This window comes from Embleya sp. NPDC059237 (assembly GCF_042754105.1).
In the GTDB taxonomy this organism is placed as follows: Bacteria; Actinomycetota; Actinomycetes; order Streptomycetales; family Streptomycetaceae; genus Embleya.
On record NZ_JBHZAE010000034.1, the window covers coordinates 13,065 to 39,183 of the forward strand.

Below are 26,119 nucleotides of genomic sequence, written 5' to 3' on the forward strand. Positions count from 1 at the left end.
AGGCACACCATTCCTCTGGTCCACTGCACCCGCCACGGCGTCGCCTTCCACCACGGGGACCTTCCCGACGACAGGCGGTGCGGTTCCTGGTGGTCTCGATCAGCCGGTAATCGGCACCGGAGCGGGAATCGCCCATCGGCGGCCGGTCGCGGCATCACCCGCCCAAACGAACTGTTCCTCGGCGGTGATCGTGACGCCGTGGTCCCAGCGGCGGATCCGGCCGTCGCGCTCCCACGCGTCCCACGCCGTCTCGATCTCGTCCACCAGGCGCCGAGGGCCGCCCTGCCCGGCGCGGATCGGGCCGTCGGGCAACGTGGTGAGTACCGCCCACGATCGGGCGCCGTCGTGGATCCACGCGTTGACGCCGTCCTCGTCGGTGTCGGTGGTGTACACGACGTCGGGCAGCGCGACGCGCAACGCCCACAGCAAGTCCCGATCGGTGTGCAGCGGCGCCACGTCGCGGGCGAGCAGGCGCTCGTCCTCCGCAGGGCGGCCGGCGCGGATCTCGTCGAACTCCGGGACGGGGGCGGTGTCTCGGGCCGGCATGAACTGGGCCAGGCCCTGCAGCCACCCCGTCGCCGAGCGGCCGTCGGCGGCGACGGTCACGGCGAAATGCCCCAACCGGCCCCACGGGAACACCAGATCCCCGCCCGGGCGCAGTTGTTCGATCCATGTCCAGGGGACGTGGTCGACGGCGTAGGTGACGATCACGCGGTCGTGGGGGGCGGTGTCCGGGTGGCCGAGGGCGCCGTCGCCGAGGACGACGGTGGTGGTGTCGCCGAAGCCGGCCCCGGCCAGGGTGGCGCGGGCGTTCGCGGCGAGGTCGGGGGCGGCCTCCACGGTGGTGACGTGGCCGGTCGGGCCGACCCTGTGCGCGAGCAGGGCGGCATTCCAGCCGGTGCCCGTGCCCAACTCCAGGACGCGGTGGCCGGGTTCGACGTCGAGGACGTCGAGCATGCCCGCCACCACCGACGTGCACGACAGACTCGACGACGGGCGGCCCGCGGTGACCTCGGTGATCGCCGCGTCGTACGGGCCCGCGTACACCAGCCGCGCCCAGGCGTCCGGGTCGGCGTCGCGGTCGACGGGGACGTAGGCGTGGCCGTCCCAGTCCCACAGCCGTTTCGGCGCGAACACGTGCCGTGGGAGCGCCTCGACGGCGTCGCGCACCCACGGCGCGTGCCCGGGCCACGCCCGACGGGCGTCCATCGCCTCCATGGCGCGGCCGCGGAACCCGTCGAGGTCGGGGGCGGGGTTCGTCACGGCTTGGGCTTCCGGTGTTGGCCGTCCGGCTCCGGCTCCTCCGGGACCTGACCGTCCTTGTTCCCGGGCGGTGGCTTGCCCTTCGACGGATCCGGATCCGGCTTGTTGTGCTGACCCACGTCCCGCCCCCTTTCCCGTCACGTCACGGTGCGGAGTTTCATGATGACGTACGGTCGGGCGGGCAGGGAAGCGTTCGGCCGCAGTCGGCGCGCGGAAGCCGGCAGGACTTCACCGACCCGATACGTAATTCCTCACCGCATGCTTCGCGGGAACATTCCTCACACGCCGCCGGGAATCGCAGGTGTGTCCTCGCCCGAGGTTCATGCCGCCGGGGCGGGGTCGCGCCGGAAGGGCCGCCGAGTTCGACGGCCGCCTCCCCAAGCCGCAACACGCTCACGTCCGACTCGTCGCGCCCGGCCAGGTGCACCGCCCCGTCGATCGCGACCGCGCCGGTGGTGAGGATCGTTCCCATGCGTTCGCCGTCGTGGCCGCGGTCCCAGCGCAGGCATCGGGTGGTGTTGCTGCGGCGGGGCGGCACGAGACGCGCACGCGATCCGAAGGCGTTCCACCACAGTCCGGCGCGGGCCATCAGCGCGCTGCGCAACGCGGTGCAGGCGGTCGGACGCCAGTGGTCTGCGGAACGTTCCTCGACGGGGGTCACGGCCGCTTCCTCCCACACGGGACAGCGATGACGCATGGCGGAGTGGTCCGACACGAACACCTCGTGGTCCCACTCCTGGCGGGCGGAGCGTGTCGAGCCGGGCGAGGTCTCGCGCAGTTCCAACAGGCCGCCGGTCGGCAGGTGTTCGAGGAGGATGCCGCGGCCGGTGAGTTCGCGAAGGCGCAGTACCCCGCCGCGATCAGGTTCGTTCATCCGGCCCATGGCATCTCGGCTGAGTAGGTGCACCAGGCTCCCGACCGACGACCGACCCGAAGGCGTGCGAAAACGAACACGAAACCGCACGCAAAAGCTCGGCGGGGAACCCGAGGAGCACCACACGAGGGGACGGGACCGACGCGGTGCGCTTCGACGTCGATCGCCCACCCCCGGAATGACGGCCCGTCATCACGGGCCCTCGGTCAGGGCTATTCGTCGGTCCACGGGTACGTCGTCGTCACGAGCGGTGGCGGGGGCTCGTGTGCAACAGGACGTCCAGGGCCTCCTCGACGCGGCCGAGGTCGACGAGGTGGTGGGCGAGGTCGTGGCCGATCCTGCGGTCGTGCCCCTGGAGGACGGCGACGGCCTCCTCGGTGCGCCCAACACCGGCGAACAGGCGCGCGATGTCCTCCGCCGCGTACCAGGTCTCGCCCTCGGGGTGGGCGCGGGCGCGTTCGACCGCCTCGTCGACGCCGCCGCAGGCGGCGATCAGCGGCAGCCGTACGCGATACAACTCCCACTCCTCCTCGCCCCCACGCCGGACCCGGAGGGCATCGAGGTGGGCCAGGCCCTCGGCGGGGCGACCCTGGCCCAGGCACAACTCGGACAAGGCGTGGAGAATCCAGTCGTCGCCGGGGTGGGCGTCGGCCCCGGCGCGCATCACGGCGATCGCCTCCTCTCCCCGTCCGTGCCGGGTCAAAAGCTGCGCGAGATCGTAGGCCAAATTCGGGTCCCGGGCCGCAGGGCCGTCGGCCGGCCCGTACACGGCGATCGCCCCGTCCACGTCGCCGCCCTTCTCCAGCAGTTCCGCCAACTGCCGTACTGCCTCCCCGTGTCCGTCGCGCGCGGCGTAGGCGCGTAGTTCCTCGACCCGGCCGTGTCGGGCCAACAGGTCGGCGAGTCGGTCCCGGCCGTTGACCGAGACGATCTGCCGGCGGCGGAGCAGGGCGACGGCCTCGTCGATGCGGCCCTGGCGTTCGCGGATCGTCGCGAGCAGGCTCAGCGCCGTGTCGGGGTCGAGGCCGCGGCAGCACCACGGCCCGACGCAGCGGTGGTCGGCCCGCATCAGGCCGGCGAGCAGCGCGGCGGCCTCCTCGTCGCGGCCCGCGACATGGGCGACGTCGACCAGGGCGGTGGCGATCACCCAGTCGTCGACATGCGGCACAAGCAGGTCGAACGCCTCCCCGGCGCGGCCGTGCCGGGCGAGCAGCCTCATATAGGCATCCAAGGCTCGGGGGTGCCCGGCCTCCATGCGCTTTCGGGTGATGTCGATAGCCTCGTCGACGCGGCCCCAGCCCTCCAGCAACCCGGCCGCGCCAACAACGGCCGTCCACCAGCCCGTTGCCACATACGGGGCCAGAACCTCCCACGCATCGCCCTCCCGGCCCCGATCACCCAGCGTCTTTGCCCACGCCAACGCGCAGAACCACTGGCCGCGCCCGGCCTGCGCCTCCACCACGTCGGCACGGCCTCGTTCGAGCAGCCGCGAGGCCAACTCCGGCGGGATGCAGCCGGACCGCGTCCGGGTCCGGAAGTCGAGATCGCTGGCGTCCACGACCGGGCACCATAGCCCCCGCCCCCGACACCCGACCGACACCACCGACGACTTCCCATCGGACCGATGGACACGACCCGCAGGACCCCGCGTCCGCGCAGCATTCGGCGACGCGGGTCGCTGTCGTAGGCCTTGTCACGCACGAGTTCCCCGCGCGTGTCGACCTCGTTCCACGGATGTCACCGAGCGAAGGCGTCGATGAGCTTGACCCCTTTTCCCAGGATCTCCAGCGCGGCGTCGCGCGTCGGCATGCAGGGATCGTGTCCGTACCAAGCCCGCGGAGCGGCGGCGTTTTGTCCGTCGTCACGACGCCGACCATGGCCGGCACTCGCGGCTTTGTCGCTCGTCGTCGGAGGGCGTCCCGGATCGCTCTACGGTGGGCGGCATGGTGACGGTGCCGTGGCGTGCTCTGAGTGACAACGAGAAGAAGTATCGGGCGCTCGTGTCGATGCTGGTCCTGCGACTGCGGCCCCGAGCGCGGTCGATCGAGGGGTCCGGGGGAGACCGGGGGAAAGACCTCGTCGAATACGACGAGGACAACCGGCTGATCATCTACGAACTGAAGTCGTTCACGGGCCGGTTGGACAAGGACCGCCGTCGCCAGGTCAAGGATTCACTGATCACGGCCGCGCAGCACCAACCAGACGCATGGGATCTACTCGTGCCCGTTCTGCCCACGAACGGCGAGTGGGAGTGGTTCGACGGCCTGCGCAAGGACTTCCCCTTCGTCCGCAAGATGTGGCACCGCGACCGCTTGGACGAGAAGCTGTCGAAACATACCGATCTGGTGCGCAGTGTCCAGGAGCCGGACGGCTATCTGGCGGAGCGATTGGCCGAACTCAACGCGGAGCATGCCGTGATGCATCGCGGTATCCCGGATCTGGTGGAGCGATACGAGGCGCTGGAGCGCCGCGCGCGTGAGATATCCGTCCACTACGACGTGTCCGTCTCGCGGACCGGGTCGGCGACGGTGACCACGGTGTCGGCGAAGCGCGATGGCGGGGCGGTCGAGGTGCCGCCGATCGTCTTGTCGGGGGAGGTGGTGTTCGAACGCGGAGCGGTGGGCGACGCGGCGCGGCGGGATTTGGAGGAGGCGCTGACGTATGGCGGGGACGTGCGGTTGGGCGGGGAGCACTTGCGTCGGTGGCGTGTGCGGGCACCGGCCGAGTTGGGGTTGTCCCAGACCATGGACCGGCCTGATCGGCTGACGTTGTCGGCGCATCGGGTTCCTTTGCGCCCGGCGTTGTGTGCGACGTTGAGTCTGCTGGGTGGATCGGGTATTCCCGTGCGTTCGGTGCCGGTGCGCTTCGACGAGCGCGCACAGGGCCGACTGGGCGCGACGTACCACGGCGAGGACCTCACCGGGCTGTGGTCGACGCGGCTGCGGGTGGACGAACGCGGGTGGACGCTCGACGTGACCCAACGGGAGGCGGCGATGCTGCCGGGAGCGGCCCTGCCGATGCTGCGGCTGCTCGCCGCGGCCCGCGCCGGAGACACGCTGCGCCTGGGCATGCCTGTCGACGGGCGCACCCGCTTTCTCGACGTCGTGCTCGCCGAGGACCTCCAGGACGACGACTACCGCGTGTGGGCGAGCGCCGTGGAGACCCTGCACGCCGTCCAGGAACGCACCGCGGCGTCGTTTCCCGTCCCGGCGCGGATGACCGGTCTCGATGTCCGCAACGTCCGGGACGCCCTGCGTCTGCTCGACGGCGAAGCCGTGACGGTGGGGAACGGGGACGTCCTGACGATCAAGGGCCTGCACCCGGGCGCGGGGGCCCTGGAGCGATTGACCGCGCCGGGGCGCTTCCAGGTTGCGGTGGTCCGGCAGGCGTTCGCTTACGACTTCGAGGGATGGCAACTCCCCCTGGGACCCTGCGCGGAGACGTGCGTGGTCGAGGGGCTGATGAACCCCGACGAGGTGCGCGAGGCCATCGCGTCGGGAGGCCCGGCACGGTTGTGTCTTCGCCTGGCCCCCGGACAGGAACTGCAGCGGCGGCTGCTGGCACACCTGCCGCCCGGCGCCGACCTGCCCACCACCTCGGGCGTGTTGTACGTGCGGCCGTGGCCTGCGGAGGCAGAAGACGCGGTACCCGAACGAGACTGACCGGGCAACCGCCCGGGTCCGTCAATTGCGAAGCCCGGTCCGGTGCGGTGTGGTGTCACGTGCGATGTGCCGGATGCTGCTGGGTCGCGTCCTCGAGGAGGGCTTCGAATTCCGGTGCCGGCCACGGGCGTTCCCGGGGCAGGGGAACGCGGTGTCGGCCGGTGGCGATGTCCTCGAGGAGGTCGGTCAGGGTGACGTGCGGTCCCACGTCGCGGGTCGTCTGGGGTGTGGTGCCGGTCCAGGCCCAGCGCAGGGTCGCGGCGAGGGCGTGGCGTTCGTCCGCGGGGGTGAGGCGGATGTGGGTGTCGGGGGTGGTGGTCAGCAGGCGGCGGGCGACGTCCGGGGTGGTGGCGTGGTCCATGCCGCCGCGATAGGGGTGCGGCAACGGCAGCAGGGCGGGGTGGTGGGCGTATTCGTGGTCGACGAACGCCACTTCGTCGGTCGGACCGACCAGAACGTTCCACGGCTGGAGATCGCCGTGCCGCCACCCGGCCGCGTTCAGGCGCTCCAGCGCCGTGAACGCGCGACGGGCGACGATAAGCAGGCGGGCGGCGAAGTCGGGCGGGGGGTCGGGGACGCGGCCTTGGGCGCACCAGTGCCACAGGTCCTCGCCGGGCAGGAACTCCACCGCCGTCCACACACCGTCCCCGACTCGCCCGTGTCCGGCGTCGGCCGCGTGCAGGCCCTGAGTGTGGAGCAGCCGCACGGCGTGGACCTCGTGGAGCAGCCGGGTGGCGGTGGCCGGTTCGGTGGTGGTCTTGATCTTCCAGCGGCCGGCTCGCCAGGCGTGGGTGTGGTGCACGGTCAGGGGGTGGGGCTCGTCGGCGACGTCGAGGGCGTGAAGGGCGGCGGCGAGCAGCGGGTCCATCGTCACATCCTCGCGCGTGTGGCCGCGGATTGCCGGGTGTCGGGGGTTGCGCGGGTGAGAAGGCGGGCGATCGCGGTGGAGATCGGCAGGCCGGTGAGGGCTTCGATCCAGCCGAACTCGCCCGCGCAGTTGGTCTCCAGGTAGGTCCAGCCGTCGGCGGTGACGACGAAGTCCAGCGCGGCGTAGCGCAGGCCGAGTTCGCGCACGTGTTCCACGCAGGCGCGTTCGATGGGGGCGGGTGGGTTGATCGGGGCGTGGCGGCAGCCGGCGGCCGGGACGGTGCGCCAGTCGAGGGCGTCGTCGGTGGTGATCGACGCGGCGAACACGCGGTCGCCGACCACTGTGACCCGGGCGTCGAACAGGCGGTTCTCGACGAGGGCCTGGAGGTAGTGCAGTGTGCCGGTGACGGCGGGGAAGTCGTCGGACGCGTGGAGGCGGGTGGTGGGGATCAGGGTGGTGTGGCGTTGGGTCAGGGCCTTGACCACGACCTTGTCGTCGTGGTCGGTCACGAACGCGCGGGCCCGATGCGGGTCGCAGGTGAACAGCGTGTCCGGTACGCGCAGGCCGCAGCGGGCGGCGGAGGCGAGCTGGGTGGGTTTGTGCTCGGACGCGTCGACCACGAGCGGGTCGTTGATCCACAGGACGGGGTGGGCGCGGAGCAGGCCCAGGAGTGCGGTGGTGTTCTCGTCGGCGCGCCATCGTTCGTCGGGGGTGGGGTGGGTGTCGGGGCGGGTGGGTTTGCGCCAGTACACCGAGGTGGTGGGGCCGACGGTCACGGCCCGCCGGCCGTCGTCGATCGTGGTGGTCCATGTGCCGGCGGTGAACCGGCCGCCGGCGGTGACGGTTTCGCGCAGGCGGCCGGGGTCCAGGCGAACGAACGCGTCGGGGCCGAGGCGGCTGACGACCAGGTCGGCGGTGAGGTCGTCCTCGGCCGCGACGACGATCACGCGGGCTTCGCAAGGGGGCATTACTTGGGGTCGTCCTTGCGGCGCACGCCGCCCTGGTCCTGGGTGCTGGTGTAGTTCGCCACCGTCGCCGGATCGGCCGCCGCCACGAGCAGCCGGCCGTCGGCGACGACGTTCGCGCCGACCAGCGGGTCGTAGCGGTGCTCCGGCAACGGCAGCGAACGGCCGGTCGGGGCGGGTATCGGGAGTCGGCGGGTCAGGAGCAGCGGAGTTGTCACGGGGAGGTCCTTTCGCGTGGGTTCGGATCGCCTGGGGTGTGTGGTGCGTACCGTCGTGCGTTTCCAGGACATCGCGTCGGGGCGGGGGTGGGAAGGCGGTGTGCGGGGTGTGCAATCGGTGTGCGTGTTGTGCACATGGCGTCGACGCTGGGTGATTCGCCGGCTACGGTGGGGGCGGACATCGTCTGCGCGCCCGAGGGGGTCGTGATGGTCGAGCTCCGTCCGCCGTGGGATACGCCGCGGGTGAGCGTCCTGGCCGCGCGTGGTGATGTCGGGGGCCTGGTGCGTCTGGGGCGATTGGCGCGGAACTGGCGGCAGCGCGACCTGGGTTCGATCGTCGGCTACTCCGCCTCGACCGTCTCACGCCTGGAGTCGGGCGCGCGTTCGGGTCGGGACGTGGCGGTGTTGCGCAGGTTGGCCGCCGCGGTGGACATGCCCGTCGGGGTGCTGGGCGCGGCACTGGGCGTGAGCGCGCCGCTACCGGCTAGGGTGGGCCGGACCGCCGCGCGGCGGGACGAGGAGGACGATCCGATGCGCCGACGCCGCCTGCTGACCGCCTCCCTCGCGGCCGTCCCCGCCACGATGCTCGGCGGGATCGACCAGGCGCTCGCGTCCATCCCCACCCGCTCCTCCCCCACCAGCGGCAACCATGTACTCGCCCTGTTGGCGCGGGCTCGCGGGTGGTACGACGGCGGCGATCACGCCCGACTGGTCGCGGCCCTGCCGGAGTTGCTCGCGGCCGGCCACACCTACGCCGACACTACGGGCGACGCGCTGGCGTTCACGCGTCTGGCCGCGTGCTACGACCTCGCCACCGAGACCCTCTCCAAGATCGGCCGGTATCAGCGGGCGCGGACCGCGGCCGACCGGGCGACGGTGTACGCCCACCAGTCCGGCTCGCCGCTCGCCGCCGCGTCGTCGGCGCGGATGCTCGCCGTCGTGTTGCGTCACCAGGGGCAGGAGGCCACCGCGCAGCGCGTGACGCTGGAAGCGGCCGGGGGCGTGGAGGCCACCGGGTTGAGCACCCCGGAACAGGCCGCCGCCTACGCGCAGATGCTGTGCACCGCCGCCTACACCTGTGCCGGAGCCGGGGACCGGGCGAACGCTCTGGACTTGATGGCCGACGCGAAACGGGCGGTGCTGCGGGTACCGGACGGGCCGCAGGCCCGGACGGTGTTCACCGTGACCCCGGCGTCGGTGGGGCTGTACGAGGTCGGGGTGCTGTACTCCCTCGGCGACGCCGGCGCCGCCCTGCACGCCGGACGCGACCTCCACCCCGGGCAGTTCCCCACTCCCGAACGGCGCGGACGCCTGCACACCGACCTCGCCCGCGCCTGGTGGCAACTCGGCAAACCCGAACAGACCGCCACGGCACTCGCCGCCGCTCACCACGAAGCACCCGGCGAAGTCCGCGACCGACCCACCATCCGCCATATCGTCACCGAACTCGCCGAACGACACCCCCACGCCATCGGCGTCGACAACCTTCTTACCGCCACCGGGATCCGTTGAGGGTATCGGCCCGCGTTCGTAGGGGTCGCTCGCGTGTGCGTCGACACCCTCCTCCGAGGCGCGTTCACGGGTTCCCGATGGCATCGATGATGTGCGGGGCGGAGGCCAGACGCAGTTGCGCGGGCACGGGACTCGCCGGGCCGGGCGTGGTGTAGCCCAGGACCACAACCCGTAGGCGCGTCCCGTCCGGGTACCAGCCGTCCGTGTCCCGCCACACCGGCTCCGCGTACTCCGGCTCCAGCAGCCCGACCTCGCGGTTCGGCATCTCGACCATCATTCCGAAGGGGCGGTGACGGACCACGACCGCGTCCACCACCGTGCCCCGCGCATAGTCGTTCGCCATCGGTTCCCCAGCCCCTCGTCGGACTCCCTCGCCCTACGATCCGCAAACGCCACGACCGGCCCGGGTCATTCCCGATCTCCATCGCGGTGCGCAGCAACACCCCGGGTCGACCGACCCGTCACCCCCGATGCACGGAGCAGCGGGTGTGGTGCGATGAGACACCCGGCTTCGGCGCGCCGCCCGAACGGCGAACCGGGGCGGGCCGCTGCCGGATTCGCGCGGCCGGCCTTCGACACCTTCGGCCTCGACGTCCTGCCCGACGGGGATCGCAACGACACCGCCCCGAGTTCTTCCCGACGGCAACCGCGAGCCTCGCGAGGGAGACAGGGTGAGACCACCCTCGCAAGGACGTTGCTCGCAGATCGACGGGTGCCGGGTACGCCGTCTCGGTGGGTTGGGTTGATCGCGGTCGGCGCGGCGGCGGCGTACCGGGCCCGGGTGGGGCATTTGGAGGTGCCGCGCGCCCATGTGGAGTCGGTGGTGGCGTTCGACGGGTGGCCCGAGGACGTCAGGTTGGGGGTGTGGGTGACGACGAGCGGGAGCAGGCGGGCGAGGCTCTCAGCCGAACGCGTCGCCGAGATGGACGCATCGGGCATGCGCTGGACGTGAACCGGGCCGGGGCGGCCGGCGGGCGGTTCGGGGCCGGTGCTGTCACGTGTGTGGGGAGTCCCCTCGGAATCGGATCGATCCCCCGTTTTTGTGTACCGGCGGTCCGGCCGGGTTGTTCCATGTGGCTATGACACGTCGTGGATGGGGTGGAGTCGGGCGCCGGTGGGTGTGGGCCGGCGGGGTCGGTGTGGCCGCGGTGGTGGTCGGGTTGTGGGGTTCGATGGTGCTGCACGCGGTGGTGCCGATGTCGCGTCCGGGGTGGGATCGGCTGGACGACGCGACGCGTGCGCAGGCCGAGGGACAGTTCCGGTTGGCCGCGATCCAGGGATTGGCCGCCCTGGGCGCGGGCCTCGCGCTGTTGTACACGGCCCGGAACTTCCGGCTCAATCGTCGTGGTCAGGTGACCGAGCGATTCACCAACGCGCTGGAACGCCTGGGGTCCGATCACCCCTACGTGCGCTCCGGCGGGGTCTTCGCGCTGGAGCAGATCGTCCAGGACGCCCCGGAACAGACGGACCACATCGCGCGCATCCTCGTCGCATTCCTCCGCGACCGCGCCCCCGCCGTCGGAGTCACCGACCCGCCCGACCACCCGGACCCCGACGTCCAGACGGCGTTGACCACCCTGGCACTCCTTAGGCCCACCGCCACCGCCACCGGTTCACGGGTGAACCTCTCCGGCCTCCACCTGCGCAAAGCGGACCTGACCGACGCGGACCTGTTCGATGCGAACCTGTTCTGCGCGAACCTGACCGACGCGCACCTGCGCGGCGCAGTTGCGATCAACGCGAACCTGATCGACGCGAACCTGGGCGGCGCGGACCTGACCAGCGCCAACCTGACCGGCGCGGACCTGAGCGGCGCGGACCTGAGCCGCGCGGACCTGAGCCACGCGAACCTGATCGGCGCGTGCCTGCGCAGCGCGGACCTGTGCGGCGCGCACCTGATCGGCGCGAGCCTGCCCAACGCACGACTGCGCAAGGCGAAGCTGACCGGCGCGCACCTGACCAGCGCGGACCTGACCGGCGCGAACCTGCCCGCCGTGAACCTGGCCGGTGCGAACCTGACCGACGCGAAATTGCCCGGCGCGAACCTGACCGACGCGGACCTGAGCGGCGCGAACCTGAGCGGCGCGAACCTGACCGACGCGAAACTGCCCGGCGCAAACCTGAACCGCGCGAACCTCCGCGGCGCGGACCTGCGCAACGTGGACCTGGCCGGCGTGGACCTGACCGGCGCGGACCTCCGCGGCGCGGACCTGGCCGGCGCGAAACTGCCCGGCGCGAACCTGCGAAACATGCATCTGAACGGCCCCGTGGTCAACAGACCCTGATCGGCGTGCGACGAATCCGACGCACTCACCGACGACTGGTTCGAACAAGCCCTCGCCCACACCACCGCACGTGTCCACGGCGCCACCGCACCTCCGTCCCGCATCCGCCCCCTCGGACGCAGCTACAACCCGCCCCGCCGGCCTCGTGGCGCAGGAAGGGGTGGGCGAGGGTGGCCTGGCGGCGGTCCCGGTCGCCGCGTACCGGTGTGGAGCCGTGGGGTACGGATGTCAATCGATCGTCGAGTTGGTGGTGTCCCGAACCCCGCCGTACGGTGCGTCTTCCGTCCGGACGCGGTGCTGCGTCATCATGGGGTTTCTCTGCGTGACCGAGGAGGCGTTCATGGGCCAGCACGAGAAGCCGCCGCCGGATCCGTCGAAGGGCAATCCTCCGCCGGACAACTCCGACGGGCGCGTGCCCCCTCCCCCGCCGTCGAACGGCCGACACAAGAAGGACGAGTAGGCCTCCGTGAACGTGGTCGAGGCGCGGTCGCGATTGGCGGACGAGATGGAACGGCGTGGCGACTGGCCCGTGCGCGCGCCGTGGATCCGTAGCGCTGTGGAGGCCACGCCTCGGGACGCGTTCGCGCCCGATCGGCTGTGGCGCTGGGACGGCGCGGCGTATGTGCCGGTGGACCGGGCGGTCGACGAGGACGCGTGGGTGTCGTTGGTGTACGCCGGGCCGGACTACGCCGCGGTGACGCAGGTCGTCGACGCGGTGCCCACGTCGAGCCTGTCGTGCCAGGCGGTGGTGGTGGACATGCTCGACTCCCTGCTCCTGGAACCCGGGCAGCGGGTCCTGGAGTTGGGCACCGGGACCGGATGGAACGCGGCTCTGCTCGCCCGCCGCGCCGGAGCCGGCGGCGTCGTCAGTGTCGAGGTCGATCCCGACCTGGCCGAGGCGGCCCGCAAGGCGCTCGCTGCGGCGGGGGTGGACGTACGGGTCGAGGTCGGGGACGGGGCGGGCGGTCTCCCGGCGCAGCCGGCGTGGGATCGGGTGATCTCGACGTACGCGGTCGAGCGGGTGCCGTGGGCGTGGATCGCGCACACCCGCCCCGGAGGCCGCCTGGTCACCCCGTGGGGACGGCTGGGACATGTCGCATTGACCGTCGCCGACGACGGGCTGTCCGCGTCCGGCTGGGTCCAGGGGCTCGCCACGTTCATGCCCGCCCGCGGCACCCCGCCCGAACCCCGCTTCACCGACGTCCGCGGCGACGCGCCGGCCGAGGACGAACGCGGCGTGTTCCGGGACCTGGCGCCGCTGTGCGACGACGCCCACCTGCTGTTCGCGCTGCGCGTCGCGCTGCCCGAGGTGCGCGTGCACGCCGCGCGCGACGCCGACGGCGTCAACGCCTGGATCCACGACGGCGACACCTCCTGGGCCGTGTACTCCGCCTCGTCGGGCATCGGAACCACGCTGTACCAGGGCGGAGCGCGGCGGCTGGGCGACGAACTCGAGGCGGCCTGGGACCGGTGGATCGCGCAGGGCGGCCCGGGGCTGTACGACCACGGCATGACCGTCACGCCCGACACTCAATACGTGTGGGCCCACCACCCGGACACCGGACCCCGATGGCCCACGAATACGTAACCGCGCAAGTCGGCCCCGGAATCCTGGTCGTCACCATCGCCCGCGCCGTCGCACCCTTCGGCTGAACCCCACAGGTGTCCGGAGCGTAACCGGCACCTGCCCACCGGACCTTGCCTTCGGGGAAGAGTGGTCCGTACGGGGTATCGGGGATTTCTCGTCACCGGTTCGCTTCGTGTTCGCGACGTCGGGCGGGAGAATGGACCATGCCCCAACTCATCGGATATCTCGGCCCGTCCCCCGTCTGCGCGGACGGCCGTCAGGCGTTGACCGGGCCCGGACTCGACGCGGTGTTCGTGGACCCGGCGCCGACCGAGGAGGACCTCGTCGAACTCGCCGCCCGTCACGGCCTGGACAAGGTGGAGCGCCTGCCCCCATTCCGATTTCGCCTGTGTACGGCGGTCTACCTCGACGGTCCGCCGGCCGGCCAAACGAACCCCTACACCACCGACGAGCTCGGCTCGCTCAATACGTTCGCCACCGCAGGCCACACCCACACCGGGGTCTACGAGCTGGTCGCACTCCCCGACGGGGACCGGCCCGGACAGCTCCGACTCGTCGAACTCGACGGCCGGCCCGTGACCTCGTGACAACACCGGCGGACCTCCGCACCGGTCGTGGCAGACATGGTCGAGCCATGTGCGCGGTGGCGCGGCGCCGTGGCGCGGTGGTCGGTGGTGACCCGGCGGGAAGGTCTACGGAAGGTGCGGCTCGACGGTCGCGCTGATCCCGCCGGGTCGGGGGTGCTCGGGCAGGGCACTCACCATGGGCGCAGGAGCCATCGGCACCCGCCTGGACCGGTAGCCCGGACCACGGCGTCCGCACGTGTGCCCTTCGCGGGCCGGCCGTGCGGATCCTGCGGGTCGGGTTCGAGGTATCGCCGCTCGAGGAGGGCGCGTTCGCCGTTGGGCAGACGCACCATCACCCCGTACGGCGGGTGGGTGTCCACGACCGCCGGGACGACGCTGCCGCGCCTGTAGGGGATCACCCGTCGATTCTCGCGGACACGGCGCACCGCCGCGCCCGGTCGTGGATCGCCCATGTTCGTCTCGGCAGCCGGCCGGACGAGGTCGCCGAGTGTCTGTGCGGGGTGGAAGACCGGCCGGGTGAGGAGGTGGATGCCGGGGCGGTTCGTGGGTGTGGGGCCGCCGCGCTTCGGGCAGGTTGTCGTCCCGTGCCCGTAGCCTCCCCCACGTCCGGCGCGCATCGGCCGCGCGCCGCGGGGTCGACGGACGAGCGGCGGGGGTTCGGTGTGGCGGGTGTGTGGGACGTGGTGGAGGAGTCGCGGCGCGCGGTGTGGTCGTTCACGCCGTTCGAGCAGGTGGGCCCGCTGAGGTTCGGCATGACGCACGAGCGGGCGGCGGCCGCGGTCGACGGGGTCCTGGAGACCATCGGATCGCAGGGGGACGGCACCGGGTGGGTGTCGCGGGCCGACATGTGGCCCGTCCACCACGGCGCGGGGGCCGGGGTGCACCTGTACTACGACCGGGCGTTCGGCCTGGCCGCGATCGTCGTCGACGCGCGGAACGGTCCGCAGGTGGACTTCGGCGGGATCCCGCTGGTGGGTCGGGTGCCGTCCGTCCTGGAGGACGCGTTGCTCGACCGTCTCGTCGCGGACGGCATCGCAGCGGTGTTCTCCCTGGAGGCGAACCTGTGCGCGCCCGAACTCGGCGTCGTGATGCGTGTCCAACGCGCCGGGGACCGCGTCCTGACCCGGCCGGTCCTCGTCGCCCGGGAATGGGCACCCCGATGCGCGGACTCGACGCAGAGCCGCATCCCCGCCGACGAATGGAACAGCTTCTCCTGAAGCGCACGCGGAGTCCTGCGGCGGATACCGGCCGAGGCGGGCCGGGCGCGGAAGGGAATTCACCCGACACGGCGTGCCGTTCCCGGCCGCGGACATCGTGCGCCCCGGCCGCCGGGAGGAGGGAGGGCGTGTCGGGTCGCCCGGGTAGCTTGCCGAGTCCCCGCGACGGTCGAAATATTCGAAGGAGTCGAGCCGTGAGTGGCGACACGGTCGAGTGGCTGCAGGACTCCTATTTTGTCGAGTTCGGGTACTGCGTGACGTTCGCGCGCGGGCTGTCGGCGATGGAGTTGCTGGAGTGCATGGGCTGCGATGTGACGCGCGCGGCCCGCAAGAGCGTGATCGACGCGAACCACTGGATCGAGGACGTCGCCGAGGAGTTAGGCCCTCGGGCGGTCGCGGGCAGGGAGAGGGTGATCCGGGCCGGCGAGGCCGACGGGTGGGCCTTCGCCGTCGAGGACGCCGGCACCCGCGGCACCCACCACGACGTCCTCGCCGCCGTGTCGGCCGGCACGGTGGCCCTGAGCACCTTCGAGAACATCAACGCGCTCACGATGTTCCACTACGCGGACGCCGGGGACGTGGTGTGCGGGTTCGACCGGCCCCAGGACCGCTGGGGTTCCGACCCGGATCGACTGGTTCCCCACCTGACCCGCGCGGGCCTGCTGCTCCCCGACGGAACGCAACCCGACCTCGGCATCGACGAACGACAACGCCTCGCCCACCGCATGATGCACACCGAGTTCGGCATCACACTGCCCCGCCGGGACGTCGAGTTCGGCGAACTCCTCGCCGCGATGTACTGAACCCCGACTTCCGGGACCCGACCAGGTGCTGGGCCCCCTCGGCTGGCAACGTACCGAGGAGCCGCGAACGCCTTGGCCGCCGACAACGCCACCGCCACCGAAAAACCCGTTGGCCGTCGACGACCGAGCCGGGACAATCCCCGTGACCGAAGTAAGGGGAGGCATGGCCCGGTTCGCGTGCGCCGAGTGCGACACGGTGTTGTCAGCCCCCGTGTCGCGGGTGGCACTTCCCGTCCACGCCGGCCACGATGTCGGCCACGAACTGCTTCCCCCGCTCATGGAATCCGGGACCTACGCCATCGACCCCGCACCCTTCGGGCCGCCTTGGCGACCGTGGGACGAGGTGGGGCCGGCACAAGCGGCGACCCGGGGCCTGTTCGCGCCCACGCACGCCGTGTGCTTCGGCACGCCCGGAACCGTGGTCGTCAGACCCGGCGACGCCCGCAACACCGCCCTGATTCCGGACCGATGCGAGGGCTCCTGCTACGGAGTGGACGGCAGGGCCGGCCCGAACCTGGCCTGCACCGGGTGCGGCCGGCCGGTGGCCACCCGGATCGACGACTGTGGGGCCTGGCAGGAGGTGCGATTCGACCCGCAGGCCGTAAGCATCCTCGCCGGCGACGACCGCGAACCCCCGCCGCTCGACTGGGCCACGTTGGCGAACGAGCGCTCGGCCACCGAGCCGATCGAGCCGCAGGGTTGGTGGAACCCCCGGTGGGAGGCGGCGGTCGGAGTGGCCCTGGCCCACGTGGTGGCGGCATCGGCCGGCGCTCCCGTGACCGTGCCCGACGGTCTGCTCACCGAGACCTTCGGCCGCTCGCTCGACATCCTGCTGCCGCCGGGGCCGCCGGCGAAACGCCTGGTCCTGGCCGGCCCGGGCCTGCCCGATCACGACGACGATGCCGACATCCTCCTGGTTCCCAGCCACCCGCAGACGGGTGAGGCATGGCGGTCGCTCGCCCCCGTCGCCGCTGTGCCCCTGGCCGCCGAGGTGTGGATGTACCTGGCCTTCCACCAGGACCGCCACGACCGCCGCCACCAGTGCGACCGTCCGCCGATTCCGGCGAGTGGCGGCATGCCCGAGGGCGTGCTCCGCGACGACCCGCTGCCGCGCCATCCGTGGAGTCGATTCCGCCCCTCCGGCCGCCTGTTCCTGCGCACCCTCGTCGGCCTGCCCGCCGTCCGCCTGCCATGGTTGCGCGCGATCCACGACCGCGTCCGAACCGCCCCGTACGCCTTTCCGTTCTGACCCGACCACCCGAATCACTCCAGGAAGCCGGAGCGTCGCCGCAGCGAGGTTGTCATCGGGGCCACGGCGGCCCGCGTTCCGGCCCGCCGACGGGCTCGATGTGCTCTCCCCGTTCGAGGACACCGACCGCGGGAGCGGGGAGACGACCGTCCGCGGCCCCGACGAGCGGGAGTGGACCCTGTCGGCGCCGGCCGACCGAACGGAGCGAGTCATGCCTTACGACGAACGCATCACGACGCCGGACGACACGGCGCTGCGCGTGGCCCTGTGGCGGGCCCCGCACCCGCACCTCGCCGGCGCCGGACGTGCGCGCGGACGGGATCGCTCCGCACATCGTCGGTCCCGACCCGGACCGGCGCAGCCGGCCGGACACATCGGGGTCGCACCACACCGTTTCGGGACGTGGCGACGTTGTTCGGCGAACCCATCGCCCAACTCGACGAACGCACGGCGACGCCACAACGCCCCGCCGAACGTCGCCTCGTACTCAGCGTTCGGACGGGGGCGTCAAACGCAGTCCGGTGTCCCGCGCGTAACAGGCGATCGTGTGCCCGCCCGCGGCCCACTGCTGCGGATCGGGAAGGAGGAAGCGTACGTCGCCGGGTCGCGGAGCGACGCCGGAGGAGGGGATGAACTCGCTTGCCAGGGCGACGCATCGGGTGGTGGCCACGGCGTTCAGGGACTCGGCATCGACGGTGGGCGCCTGGGAGTCGAGGGTGAACACGGCGTAGATCTCGCCGGTGTGGACCCGCGTGCAGGCGACGGTGTGGACGGCGTCGAGACGGGTCGGTGGTGCGCCGGCGGGGTCGTCGGCAGCGAAGCAGTCGCCCTTGCCGGGGATCGCGGCGGGTGCCTCGCGGGCGGGTTCGTCGTCGTCGCGCAGGGCCGTCACGATCAGGACGACGACGAACAGCACGACCAGCGCGGAGTTCATCACGATGCCGACCCAGGCGAGCCACCGGCCGCGTTCGCGGGTGTGTTTGATGCGTTGGAGGGCGACGACACCCAGGGCCAGCCCGACGGGCAGGAACGAACAGAAGAACCCGACGATGGGGGCGAGGACGGCGAGCAGGTTGTACGGCGGTTTCGGCGCGACGTCACCCGCCGGGGGTAACGGCCATTCGGTGTCGGGCGGGCTGCTCGGGGTACCCATGGGGTTTCTCCTGTGCGTGAGTGTTCGGCGGAACCTGGCACTGTAGGGCGCGGATCCGACGAACGCAGCGGATTTCCCGCCTCCGGGCGGCGGTTGCCGATGCCACGGTCACCGTGACCGGGGTCAAGGGGTTCAAGTTCACCAAGGCACCCGAGGATTGTCGCCGCCACCCGTACCCACGCCGAACAGCAAGCTCTCGACTGATCCACCGCCCACAACCGGACGACTACAGGGCATCGACGTGCCCGATTCCGACCGCCAAAGCGGCCATCTCCCGCAAGCGCTCGTAGTACTCGATCGCGCCGGCCTCGTCATCGATCGACGGCAGGACCTTCTCGACGGCCGCGAGACACACGAGCAGGAGTCCTTGCCTCTGCTCGTCAAGGGGGCCCGAAAGCGACGAGGAGACACAACCGGCGATGTCCGCGTCCAGCAGCACCATGTCGAACAGTCTGCCTTCGTGCTCGAACTCCCGGCCGCGAACATGGGGTGGGAACGACGCGCGCAGGTGCTCGTCCCACAGCCGCGAAAGCAGGCCCGGCTCCGATGCGTCCATGTTCGAGATCATGCCTCACTGCGAGCGCAGGTGGGGAACCCTCACGGGCCACGCGGCGCGCCCGGGAGGGTCGCGGACGGTCGCGGACGGTCGCGGACGACCGCGGACAATCGCGGTCGAGGTGCTCGGTGGACGTATTCCTGGGCGCCGCCGCCGGCGGCGGCTCACCCGTCGTGCCCTGCGCTCAATCGTCGGCGCGGGGCGGCGGGGATGTGCCGCCGGCGCGCCACACGTGCCGGAGGTGGTCGGTGAGCGTGTCGACGACGACGTCGCGGCCGTCACGGCACAAAAGGGTGAAGTCGACGTCGGCGTAGCCGTTCTCGACTCCGTCCTCGGTGTTGAAGACGACGCTCGTGATGTGTGCGGGGAGTTGTGGAAGGAACCAGGTGGTCCACGCCTGGGCGGCGGCGCGGGCGTCGCAGATGCGGATGCTCAGCGACGGCGGACGCGGGGTGTAGGAGCCCTGGAACAGCCACGGTCCGATGGGGAACCACACCTCGAGGAGAGACTCTCCGCGAAAGCCCACCCCGGCCCTCCAGCGGGCGTCGGGTCGTTGTTCGAGGGAGGCGATGACCTGCTCGACGGCGAGGTCCCACGGTTGGTCCGGGGCCGGGGCGAAATACCAGGGGGTGGCGTAGCCGGCGGGGTCCGTCGTCACGAGGTCGTCCTTCCGGATTCGGCCGAGGCGCGAGCGTGGCGGCCGGTATTCGCGTCTAGGTTCCGGTGGCGTCGAGGGGGTGTGATTGGGCCAGTCCGCCGGTGAGGACGGTGGCCGGTGCGTCGGGTGCGGCGGGGACCCGGATCAGGACGCAGGCGAGGAATGTTTCCTTGACGGTGGTGAAGGGCCCGCTCCGGCCCAGGAACGCGATGGTCGTGGGGGCGGTGGCGGTCAGGTGTGCCTGGGGTATCAGGGCCTTGGCCTCGATCGTCTTGTCCAGGACGCAGGGGACCAGGCGGTCGCCGGTGGCGGTCCGGAACGTCTGCCGGACGACGGGGCGGGCGGTGACGGTGGTGGTCTGCGACATCCGCTCGTCCCGGTGGGCGTCGTCCTCGATCCGCTTGCGCAGGTCGGTGGTGTAACTGCCCGGCGCGAGGCGGGCCTCGGCCGCGCCGGGGCCGGCGGGCACCGACATTGCGGCGGCGTATCGCCCGCACACCGCCGCGGCGTCGCCCGCGGTCGTGGTGCGCGCGGAGCCGGAGGCGTCGCGGGCGACGTCGTCGAGTGTGGGGCGGGCCAGGCGTTCGGGGCTCGCGGTGGCCGGTGGGTCGCCCACCCGGGCGTGGGCGGTGAACACGGCCTTCCACGGCGCGCCGGGCGTGTCCTGGACGAAGTGGACGACGGCCTTGTCCTCGCTGTCGGCACCGGTGGCGGCGAGGGCGACGAACGTGCGGGGATGGCCGCTCGCCCGGGGTATCCAGAACTGCGGGTCGAGGTGGGTGAACGGCTTGTACGGGTCCCGGTCCGGGCGTGCCCGGTCGGCGCGGTACGATGCCAGTGACCCCTCCAGCAGTTCGCCGCCCTCGACCCCGGCGAGGCGGTCGCCGTCGAGTGTCGCGTTCGCCGTGTTGTTCTCGGTGTCGTAGCGCTCCAGGACCGCTCGGGCCTCGGCCTCGGAGATCACCGCAGGATCGGGTACCGGTGCCACGACCGATGCGCTGGGCACGGCCGGCCTGCCCGACCCGCCCCCCGACGAGCACCCCGCCGCGGCCCCGACCGAAGCCAGAGCGATCACCGCCGCACCCACTCGTCTCGCCCGACTGTGCATCCGTTCCCCCGAACTCCCGTCCGTCACCGACGAATCCACACTCTCACGCGCCCCCGACCACGCGGACGCGCAGGCCACAGGGGACGGGCGCAGGCGTGAGGTCCTGGAGAACGTCGTGTGGACCGACGGCACCCGATGGCACCCCGCCGCCCGCGACGTCGTCCGCGAGTACTCCCACGCCATCGACGAAGGCGTCTACCGCATCCACACCGAAGGCCTGCGAGATCGCGACCTCGCATGCGTGTGACGCCCGCCCGCCACGCACGCCCGCGCCGACCGACGCCGCGGCCCGCCGCCGACCACGGCCGGACCACGCCGTCGAAACGATCCCGAGGGATTCGAGAATCCGTGCATCACGGTGTCCTGGCCGGCTTCGAGCCGGGCGGGGGTGGCCGGTTCTGCGACAGGTGGCCAGGTGACGGCGACACCCGCCGGCCGACGGTCATTGTCCGGCGCCGCCATTGCCCGGCCCGTGGCTCTGCCGCTCCACGTCCCGGCGACGATCGTGTGCCAAGGCCATGGCGGGTCGCGGAAGTCGGCGCCGTGGCGAATCGAGCAAACCGGATCCTGGCGAGTGGCGCGGCATCGCCTCGCCCGGGACGACCGACGACACCGCGGCGGTGGCATGGGCGGCCGAGCGAGTCGCGGCCGAGGTCTCGGACGGGCGGTGGATGTGGCCGGCCCGGAAGACGCCGAGGCGTTGCCTCGGCCGGCGAGTCGGGACGAGCCGGCGTGGGCGGTGGGCGCGGTGCGCGGGGACGACCCGGACCGCTGGTCGGTCGGGTCGGGTGTACGCGGCCGGGCGTTCCACCGCCCCCGATTCCGACCGCCGACGCGGCCATCTCCCGCAGGCGCTCGTAGTGCTCGATCGCGCCGGTCTCGTCATCGATCGACTGCGGCACCTTCTCAACGGCCGCGATACACACGAACAGGAGTCTTTTCCCCTGCTCTTCAAAGGGGTTCGACACCTGGATGCGGAGTTCGGTGGGCGCCCACCGGACCCGCCCTTCGAGGAACCGCAAACCGTACGAGGGGCGGGGGAAATCTCGTCACCGGTTCGCTTCGTGTTCGCGACGTCGGGCGGGAGAATGGACCATGCCCCCACCCATCGGAGATCTCAGCGCAACCCCCGTCTGCGCGGACGGCCGTCACGCGTTGACCCGGCCCGAACACGACGCGGTGTTCGTGGACCCGGCGCCGACCTAGGAAGACCTCGTCGAACTCGCCGCCCGTCACGGCCTGGACAAGGTGGAGCGCCTGCCCACACCCCGATTCCACATCTGCACGGCAGTCTTCCTCGACGGCCCGATGGCCGGCCGGACCAACCCATACACCACCGACGAACTCGGCTCGCTCAACCCAGTCACCACCGCACACCACACCTGGGTCTACGAGCTGGTCACACTCCCCGACGGAGACCGGCCCGGAAAACTCCGGCTCGTCGAACTCGACGGCCGACCCATGACCCCGTAGAACACCCGCGCAAGCTCCATACCCGGCCGGCGCGACTGCCGGCCCCTGCGGTCGCGCATCGACGTCCGACACGGCGCCACCCGCGCCGTCGGGTACAGCACCGCATCGGCGAACGGGGTGAAGTCGCCGACTGCAGCGCCTCGACCAGGCGGCGGGGGCAGACGGTGACCCGGCGCAAGCCGCAACCGCCGCCGGGGCGTGGCCCCTGCGGCGGTTCCGTACCCTCGGGTCCGGTGCGCCCAGGGGCGCATCAACATCGCGGCCGGGGTCAAGTGGATGTCCTCGCGCGAACATCGATGGACACCGGCGCCGCTCCTGCCGACGTGGCCGGTCCACAATGCGGTCATGGCCGAAGACGAGCACAGTTGCACGAAACCGCGTTCCTTCCCGACATGCGTAAGGGAGGTGGCTCGGCTGCTGGGCGTCGCAGACGTCGCCACGACGTCGAACGATCAGGCCCGTCGCCTCGCCCTCGCGGTGCGCAAGCCCCTGCTCGAACGCGCGAGCCTTCCCGACGAATTGTTCGCTCCGCTGATGGCGGCGGCCGTCCACGACCCCGACCCCAGCTTCTGCCGCTGGTTCGTCGAACCGGCCGTCTACGCGTTCGGGCGCCGCCGCGTCATGGCGGCACTGGTCGACTACCTGCGGGATGGCACGGATGCCGAGCGGGCCGGTGCCGTGCGGGCCTGGTACATGGCCCATGTTCCCCTGCGCGCGGATCACTCTCCGGCCTACGGACCCGGCGGGGTACGCGAGCCCGCCCCGGACGAGGCACAGGAAGCCCGGACCGCGTGGCTAGAGGCATCCATGCGGGTGTTCGCGGACACCACCGACCCGCGGATGCGCCACCGTGTCCTGCCGAACCTGCCCACGTCCCCCACGGCGTACCCGCCGTCCCTGCACGAACCACGCGAACACACACTCGCATCCGCCCGGGCCCACCCCGATCCACACATCCGCCGCTGGGCAGCGACAGCGGACCGCGAGCGGCGAGGGATGCGCTGAACCGTGGGCCGCCTCCGCCGGGGCGGCCGACCCGCTCTCGCCGCATGATCACGCAACATGGCGCACGGGCCTCCGGGTCACCGCACCACCTCCGCCGCGGACCCGTCGGGACTACTTGACCAGCCGGAAGGCGGGATGCCCGACCCAGGCCCGCAGGAACTCCGCCGTTCCCAGCGCCATCCGGTCATCGTCCGCGATCCCCAGCACCCCCGGAAGGCCGGCGACGACCGGCGCCTGACCGTCCGGCATCTCGGCTTTGGCCACGCCCCCGATGACGTCCATGACAGCGGCGGTCAGCAGGGCCGTGGCCACGTGGTCGATCCCGCGATTGCAGCCGGCGCTGACATTGACGGCATGGGTCGACCCGAAGCCGAGGATGGCCTCCACCTCCGGCTCGTCCGCGTGCTCGGCCTCGAAGATGCTCTCGTCGCCGACACCCGGCCCCATCACGTAGACCAGGAAGGGCCGACACCGGTCCTCCCGCTGCGGATCGCAGCCCACCACGGCCGTGAGCTCCTGATCCGCGGAGGCGTTGCCGAGGAGCGGAAGCGGGAACGACTTTCGCCGGCCCTCCTCCCTCCCGCCCTCGACACCCAGGCGCTCCGCGGGCACGTTGACATCGAAAACCCCGCGCCGCTTCTCGGCGAAATGCGACGAAAGCCCCACCATCAACGCACGGAACTCCCGCAGCGCAGCCGGGGAGAGCGGCTCCGCCAACTCGATCACCGACGTCGGACCAGGCATGCCGGAAGCCTGGACTGATCGGGTTCTCGCAGCCGGGGGCGGGCGTCGTCCGCCGGGCACACCAAGCCCGTGAGGCCCCGGACCGACCCTCACCCTCCACCACACCCCCGCCCCGGGATCGTCCACACTCCGGCGGGCGGGGCGCCGTCCAGCCCGCCCGCGCCGTCGGGTCCCGTCCGGCCGCCGGCTGCGGCGCGCACGCGCGGGATCGATTGTCGGCACCGGCCCCTACGGTGCGGCGGATGGACATCGAACTCCCCCACCCGCACCAGGACTTCTTCGACCGGGTGCCACCGAACACCGTCACCTTCCTGCTCGAGCGCGGACACGTGAACGCGGTCGTCGAGGCGGCGCGCCAAGGGGAGTGGGAGTGCGCCCGCGGCGCGGTCGAGCACTTCCTGGCGCGCGACGAACCCGAGGCGGCATGGAAGGTGATCGCGCCGTTCGTGGCGACCGGTCGGTGGTCGGCCGTCCGGGAGGCCGCCCCGGTCCTGCGCGCCCTCGGGCACGGCCGGGAGGCGATCGCGATGGTGCGCGCCCACGCCGAGGGCGGCCAACACGACGCCTGGAACACCCTCGCCGAGCTCCTGGCCGACGACGACCGTATCGACGAGGCGATCGAGGCGCTGCGCCCGCGCCTGTGCGACTGGTACCACCTCGAGGCGCTGGTCGAGGTCTCCGAGGGTCGTGGGCGTGATGCCCGCGTGATCGACCTGTTGCGCCGCGTCTGTGGTGGGGGCGGGCCGTGGAATCGGGCGATCATGCTCGCCCGGGTGTTCGAGCGGGGCGGTCGGGTGGACGAGGCCGTGGAGGTGCTGCGCGCGCGGATCGACGACCCGTCGCACACGCAGGTCAACGACGTCGAGGAGTTGACCGCGGTCCTGGCCCGGCACGACCGCCTGGACGAACTGCGGCTGCTCACCGCCGGCCCGCACGCCCGCTGGGCCTTCTCGTCCCTGGCGCAGCGGTTGGAGGAGTCGGGCCGCGTCGACGAGGCGATCGAGGTGCGGCGCCGCGCCGCCCGGGAACGAATGCCCTACGCGGCGGGTTCGTTGGCGTTGCTGCTCGCGCGCCTCGGTCGCCCGGGCGAGGCGGTGGAGGCGGTCCGCCCGGCGTTGGACGGTGCGGACTGCGGATGCCTGCTGTACGAGTTCCTGGACGTCCTGGTCACCGGCGGCGGCGCGGCCGCAGCGCTGGACCTGCTGGCCGCAGCGGCGGAGCGCAATCCACACGTCGCGGAGCACGCGAGGAGTCTGCGGCCGTGGTTGTTGTCCGAGGCCAGGCGTGGGGAGGAGGCGATCGCCGAGGTCGTCGCCCGGATCGAGCAGGACGACGAGCGGCATGGCATCGAGCAGTTGGCCCAACTGTTGGACTCGGAGGGCAGAGTCGAGGAGGCGATCGCCGCGCTGTGGGAATACGCCGTCGAAACCGGCTTCGGCCGCGTGCACCTGGCCCGCATGTTGATCGCACAGGGGCGCGTCGAGGACGCGATCGCGATGCACCGGCTGCCGAAGCCCCGCATCGTGTCGCCGCCAAACGATCCGTGGGGCGCGCCCGTGGTCGAACCCGCGTCACCGTGAACCGCAGGAGCCCACCGCGGACGATACTCCGGGCCCGGGGCCTGGGTGTTCGCGTGTCGAGGTGCCGTGCGGCGCAGCCGGGGCGAGTCCCGACTCGGGAACGGGTGCCGGACGCGGTCCGAGTCCGCGTCCGGGGTGGTGGGATGCGGGGATTGCGCACCGTCGGACTCGTGGACGAGCATCCGCCGGAGCCTTGTCCCGCTTCGGCCGCGCGTCGCCGGCACGGCCACACATCGACCGCCCGGGGCTGTTGCCTTCCGGGCGCGGTGATGCCGCGGTCGAACGGACGAGCAAGCGGATCCCTGCCGTGGGTGGAGGATCCACGTTCCGTCGGCGCGGGTTGTGTCGGGACGGGGGTGACACAACGTCGTGGGAGTTCGCCGTCTCGGGCAACTTCGACCGGCCGTGTGCACCGGACACGGGGCTGCCACCGGGACCGCGTCACGGGTCCCGGTGTAACGGGGTGCCGGTCGCCGTCGGAAGGAAGCGCCGCCGTTGCGGCATCCTCGTAGCCGCCGGGGGCAGTGCTCTCACAACGCAGCAGCGCACCTTGGACAACGGTCGCCACCTCGGTGCCCGGTTCCGCCGTCGGATGTCGCTCGCACGTTCAGGCTTGCGTTGTCACGAGGGTGGCTTCCTCGGGTTCCCGGACCGGTTTTCATGCTCGACCTCGGTCCCTTCGAGAGCCCTCCTCCATTGATGCCTCAACCGCCGGGACATCTCGGGCAACGCGGACAGGCGTCGCATCAGG

Annotated in this window: 27 protein-coding genes; 13 read left to right on the plus strand and 14 right to left on the minus strand. The window is 72.0% G+C overall.

The window, feature by feature from the left end; all coding sequences use genetic code 11:
* Positions 1–99: 99 nt before the first annotated feature.
* The 4 genes from ACFXKZ_RS50450 to ACFXKZ_RS50465 all read right to left on the minus strand — a co-directional run bounded on the left by ACFXKZ_RS50450 (position 100) and on the right by ACFXKZ_RS50465 (position 3,695).
* A complete protein-coding gene (locus ACFXKZ_RS50450; protein WP_380014624.1) occupies positions 100–1,263 on the minus strand; it encodes a methyltransferase domain-containing protein in 1,164 nt (387 codons plus the stop codon).
* Positions 1,260–1,382 carry a hypothetical protein gene (locus tag ACFXKZ_RS50455; protein ID WP_380014627.1) on the minus strand — a complete coding sequence of 41 codons (123 nt, stop codon included), beginning with the start codon at positions 1,380–1,382 and terminating at the stop codon, positions 1,260–1,262. Before ACFXKZ_RS50455 ends, ACFXKZ_RS50450 begins: the two co-directional genes overlap by 4 nt.
* 38 nt (positions 1,383–1,420) lie before the next feature.
* The gene (locus tag ACFXKZ_RS50460) at positions 1,421–2,137 is read right to left on the minus strand and encodes a hypothetical protein (RefSeq protein ID WP_380014630.1); all 717 of its coding nucleotides are present in this window, start codon (positions 2,135–2,137) and stop codon (positions 1,421–1,423) included.
* Between the two features lie 241 nt (positions 2,138–2,378).
* Positions 2,379–3,695, minus strand: coding sequence for a tetratricopeptide repeat protein (locus ACFXKZ_RS50465; RefSeq protein ID WP_380014633.1), 1,317 nt, complete (start codon positions 3,693–3,695; stop codon positions 2,379–2,381).
* A 385-nt stretch (positions 3,696–4,080) separates the two neighbouring features.
* Between ACFXKZ_RS50465 and ACFXKZ_RS50470 the strand changes: the two genes are divergently transcribed.
* Positions 4,081–5,799, plus strand: a complete 1,719-nt coding sequence (locus tag ACFXKZ_RS50470; RefSeq protein ID WP_380014636.1) for a hypothetical protein — start codon at positions 4,081–4,083, stop codon at positions 5,797–5,799.
* 55 nt (positions 5,800–5,854) lie between these two features.
* Here the strand turns inward: ACFXKZ_RS50470 and ACFXKZ_RS50475 are convergent, their stop codons facing one another.
* Genes ACFXKZ_RS50475 through ACFXKZ_RS50485 form a run of 3 tightly spaced genes read right to left on the minus strand, consistent with a single transcriptional unit; the run spans position 5,855 to position 7,850 of the window.
* Complete coding sequence (locus tag ACFXKZ_RS50475) at positions 5,855–6,667, minus strand: hypothetical protein (protein ID WP_380014639.1); 813 nt, start codon at positions 6,665–6,667, stop codon at positions 5,855–5,857.
* A 2-nt stretch (positions 6,668–6,669) separates the two neighbouring features.
* Positions 6,670–7,635 (minus strand): hypothetical protein, encoded by a 966-nt coding sequence (locus ACFXKZ_RS50480; RefSeq protein WP_380014642.1) that lies wholly within the window; start codon positions 7,633–7,635, stop codon positions 6,670–6,672.
* A complete protein-coding gene (locus ACFXKZ_RS50485) occupies positions 7,635–7,850 on the minus strand; it encodes a hypothetical protein (protein ID WP_380014645.1) in 216 nt (71 codons plus the stop codon). Before ACFXKZ_RS50485 ends, ACFXKZ_RS50480 begins: the two co-directional genes overlap by 1 nt.
* A 207-nt stretch (positions 7,851–8,057) precedes the next feature.
* On the opposite strand from ACFXKZ_RS50485, the gene ACFXKZ_RS50490 reads away from it, so the two are divergent.
* On the plus strand, positions 8,058–9,362 hold the full coding sequence (locus ACFXKZ_RS50490; RefSeq protein WP_380014648.1) for a helix-turn-helix domain-containing protein: 1,305 nt from the start codon (positions 8,058–8,060) through the stop codon (positions 9,360–9,362).
* A 64-nt stretch (positions 9,363–9,426) separates the two neighbouring features.
* On the opposite strand, the gene ACFXKZ_RS50495 is transcribed toward ACFXKZ_RS50490, so the two are convergent.
* A complete protein-coding gene (locus ACFXKZ_RS50495) occupies positions 9,427–9,705 on the minus strand; it encodes a hypothetical protein (RefSeq protein ID WP_380014651.1) in 279 nt (92 codons plus the stop codon).
* A 399-nt stretch (positions 9,706–10,104) separates the two neighbouring features.
* Between ACFXKZ_RS50495 and ACFXKZ_RS50500 the strand changes: the two genes are divergently transcribed.
* The 4 genes from ACFXKZ_RS50500 (at position 10,105) to ACFXKZ_RS50515 (ending at position 13,822) form a co-directional block, all read left to right on the plus strand.
* The gene (locus ACFXKZ_RS50500; protein WP_380014654.1) at positions 10,105–10,314 is read left to right on the plus strand and encodes a helicase associated domain-containing protein; all 210 of its coding nucleotides are present in this window, start codon (positions 10,105–10,107) and stop codon (positions 10,312–10,314) included.
* 127 nt (positions 10,315–10,441) lie between these two features.
* Positions 10,442–11,647, plus strand: coding sequence for a pentapeptide repeat-containing protein (locus ACFXKZ_RS50505; RefSeq protein WP_380014657.1), 1,206 nt, complete (start codon positions 10,442–10,444; stop codon positions 11,645–11,647).
* A gap of 466 nt (positions 11,648–12,113) precedes the next feature.
* Positions 12,114–13,235: a methyltransferase domain-containing protein gene (locus tag ACFXKZ_RS50510; protein WP_380014660.1), complete on the plus strand. Its 1,122-nt coding sequence runs from the start codon at positions 12,114–12,116 to the stop codon at positions 13,233–13,235.
* A 203-nt stretch (positions 13,236–13,438) separates the two neighbouring features.
* Positions 13,439–13,822: a hypothetical protein gene (locus ACFXKZ_RS50515; RefSeq protein WP_380014663.1), complete on the plus strand. Its 384-nt coding sequence runs from the start codon at positions 13,439–13,441 to the stop codon at positions 13,820–13,822.
* Between the two features lie 170 nt (positions 13,823–13,992).
* Here the strand turns inward: ACFXKZ_RS50515 and ACFXKZ_RS50520 are convergent, their stop codons facing one another.
* Entirely contained in the window at positions 13,993–14,220 is a 228-nt protein-coding gene (locus tag ACFXKZ_RS50520; protein ID WP_380014666.1) for a hypothetical protein, read from the minus strand.
* Positions 14,221–14,406: 186 nt separating this feature from the next.
* On the opposite strand from ACFXKZ_RS50520, the gene ACFXKZ_RS50525 reads away from it, so the two are divergent.
* From ACFXKZ_RS50525 to ACFXKZ_RS50535, 3 genes are all read left to right on the plus strand, one after another.
* Complete coding sequence (locus ACFXKZ_RS50525) at positions 14,407–15,039, plus strand: hypothetical protein (protein WP_380014669.1); 633 nt, start codon at positions 14,407–14,409, stop codon at positions 15,037–15,039.
* A gap of 194 nt (positions 15,040–15,233) precedes the next feature.
* Complete coding sequence (locus tag ACFXKZ_RS50530; RefSeq protein WP_380014672.1) at positions 15,234–15,842, plus strand: DUF6461 domain-containing protein; 609 nt, start codon at positions 15,234–15,236, stop codon at positions 15,840–15,842.
* Between the two features lie 220 nt (positions 15,843–16,062).
* A complete protein-coding gene (locus tag ACFXKZ_RS50535; protein ID WP_380014675.1) occupies positions 16,063–17,091 on the plus strand; it encodes a hypothetical protein in 1,029 nt (342 codons plus the stop codon).
* Between the two features lie 487 nt (positions 17,092–17,578).
* Here ACFXKZ_RS50535 and ACFXKZ_RS50540 read toward each other — a convergent pair whose 3' ends face one another.
* The 4 genes from ACFXKZ_RS50540 to ACFXKZ_RS50555 form a co-directional block, all read right to left on the minus strand.
* Positions 17,579–18,244 carry a DUF4190 domain-containing protein gene (locus ACFXKZ_RS50540; RefSeq protein WP_380014678.1) on the minus strand — a complete coding sequence of 222 codons (666 nt, stop codon included), beginning with the start codon at positions 18,242–18,244 and terminating at the stop codon, positions 17,579–17,581.
* Positions 18,245–18,470: 226 nt separating this feature from the next.
* On the minus strand, positions 18,471–18,800 hold the full coding sequence (locus ACFXKZ_RS50545) for a hypothetical protein (protein ID WP_380014681.1): 330 nt from the start codon (positions 18,798–18,800) through the stop codon (positions 18,471–18,473).
* Between the two features lie 184 nt (positions 18,801–18,984).
* Positions 18,985–19,458, minus strand: a complete 474-nt coding sequence (locus ACFXKZ_RS50550; RefSeq protein ID WP_380014684.1) for a hypothetical protein — start codon at positions 19,456–19,458, stop codon at positions 18,985–18,987.
* Positions 19,459–19,513: 55 nt separating this feature from the next.
* Positions 19,514–20,446, minus strand: a complete 933-nt coding sequence (locus ACFXKZ_RS50555) for a hypothetical protein (RefSeq protein WP_380014687.1) — start codon at positions 20,444–20,446, stop codon at positions 19,514–19,516.
* 235 nt (positions 20,447–20,681) lie between these two features.
* On the opposite strand from ACFXKZ_RS50555, the gene ACFXKZ_RS50560 reads away from it, so the two are divergent.
* The 3 genes from ACFXKZ_RS50560 (at position 20,682) to ACFXKZ_RS50570 (ending at position 23,044) form a co-directional block, all read left to right on the plus strand.
* Positions 20,682–20,813 (plus strand): hypothetical protein, encoded by a 132-nt coding sequence (locus ACFXKZ_RS50560; RefSeq protein WP_380014690.1) that lies wholly within the window; start codon positions 20,682–20,684, stop codon positions 20,811–20,813.
* 1,001 nt (positions 20,814–21,814) lie between these two features.
* Positions 21,815–22,039 carry a hypothetical protein gene (locus ACFXKZ_RS50565; RefSeq protein WP_380014693.1) on the plus strand — a complete coding sequence of 75 codons (225 nt, stop codon included), beginning with the start codon at positions 21,815–21,817 and terminating at the stop codon, positions 22,037–22,039.
* Between the two features lie 345 nt (positions 22,040–22,384).
* Positions 22,385–23,044 (plus strand): hypothetical protein, encoded by a 660-nt coding sequence (locus ACFXKZ_RS50570; RefSeq protein ID WP_380014696.1) that lies wholly within the window; start codon positions 22,385–22,387, stop codon positions 23,042–23,044.
* A gap of 111 nt (positions 23,045–23,155) precedes the next feature.
* Here ACFXKZ_RS50570 and ACFXKZ_RS50575 read toward each other — a convergent pair whose 3' ends face one another.
* Positions 23,156–23,788, minus strand: coding sequence for a DUF6368 family protein (locus ACFXKZ_RS50575; protein ID WP_380014699.1), 633 nt, complete (start codon positions 23,786–23,788; stop codon positions 23,156–23,158).
* A 242-nt stretch (positions 23,789–24,030) separates the two neighbouring features.
* Here ACFXKZ_RS50575 and ACFXKZ_RS50580 point away from each other — a divergent pair, with 242 nt between their 5' ends.
* Entirely contained in the window at positions 24,031–25,368 is a 1,338-nt protein-coding gene (locus tag ACFXKZ_RS50580) for a hypothetical protein (protein WP_380014702.1), read from the plus strand.
* Positions 25,369–26,119 lie beyond the last annotated feature (751 nt).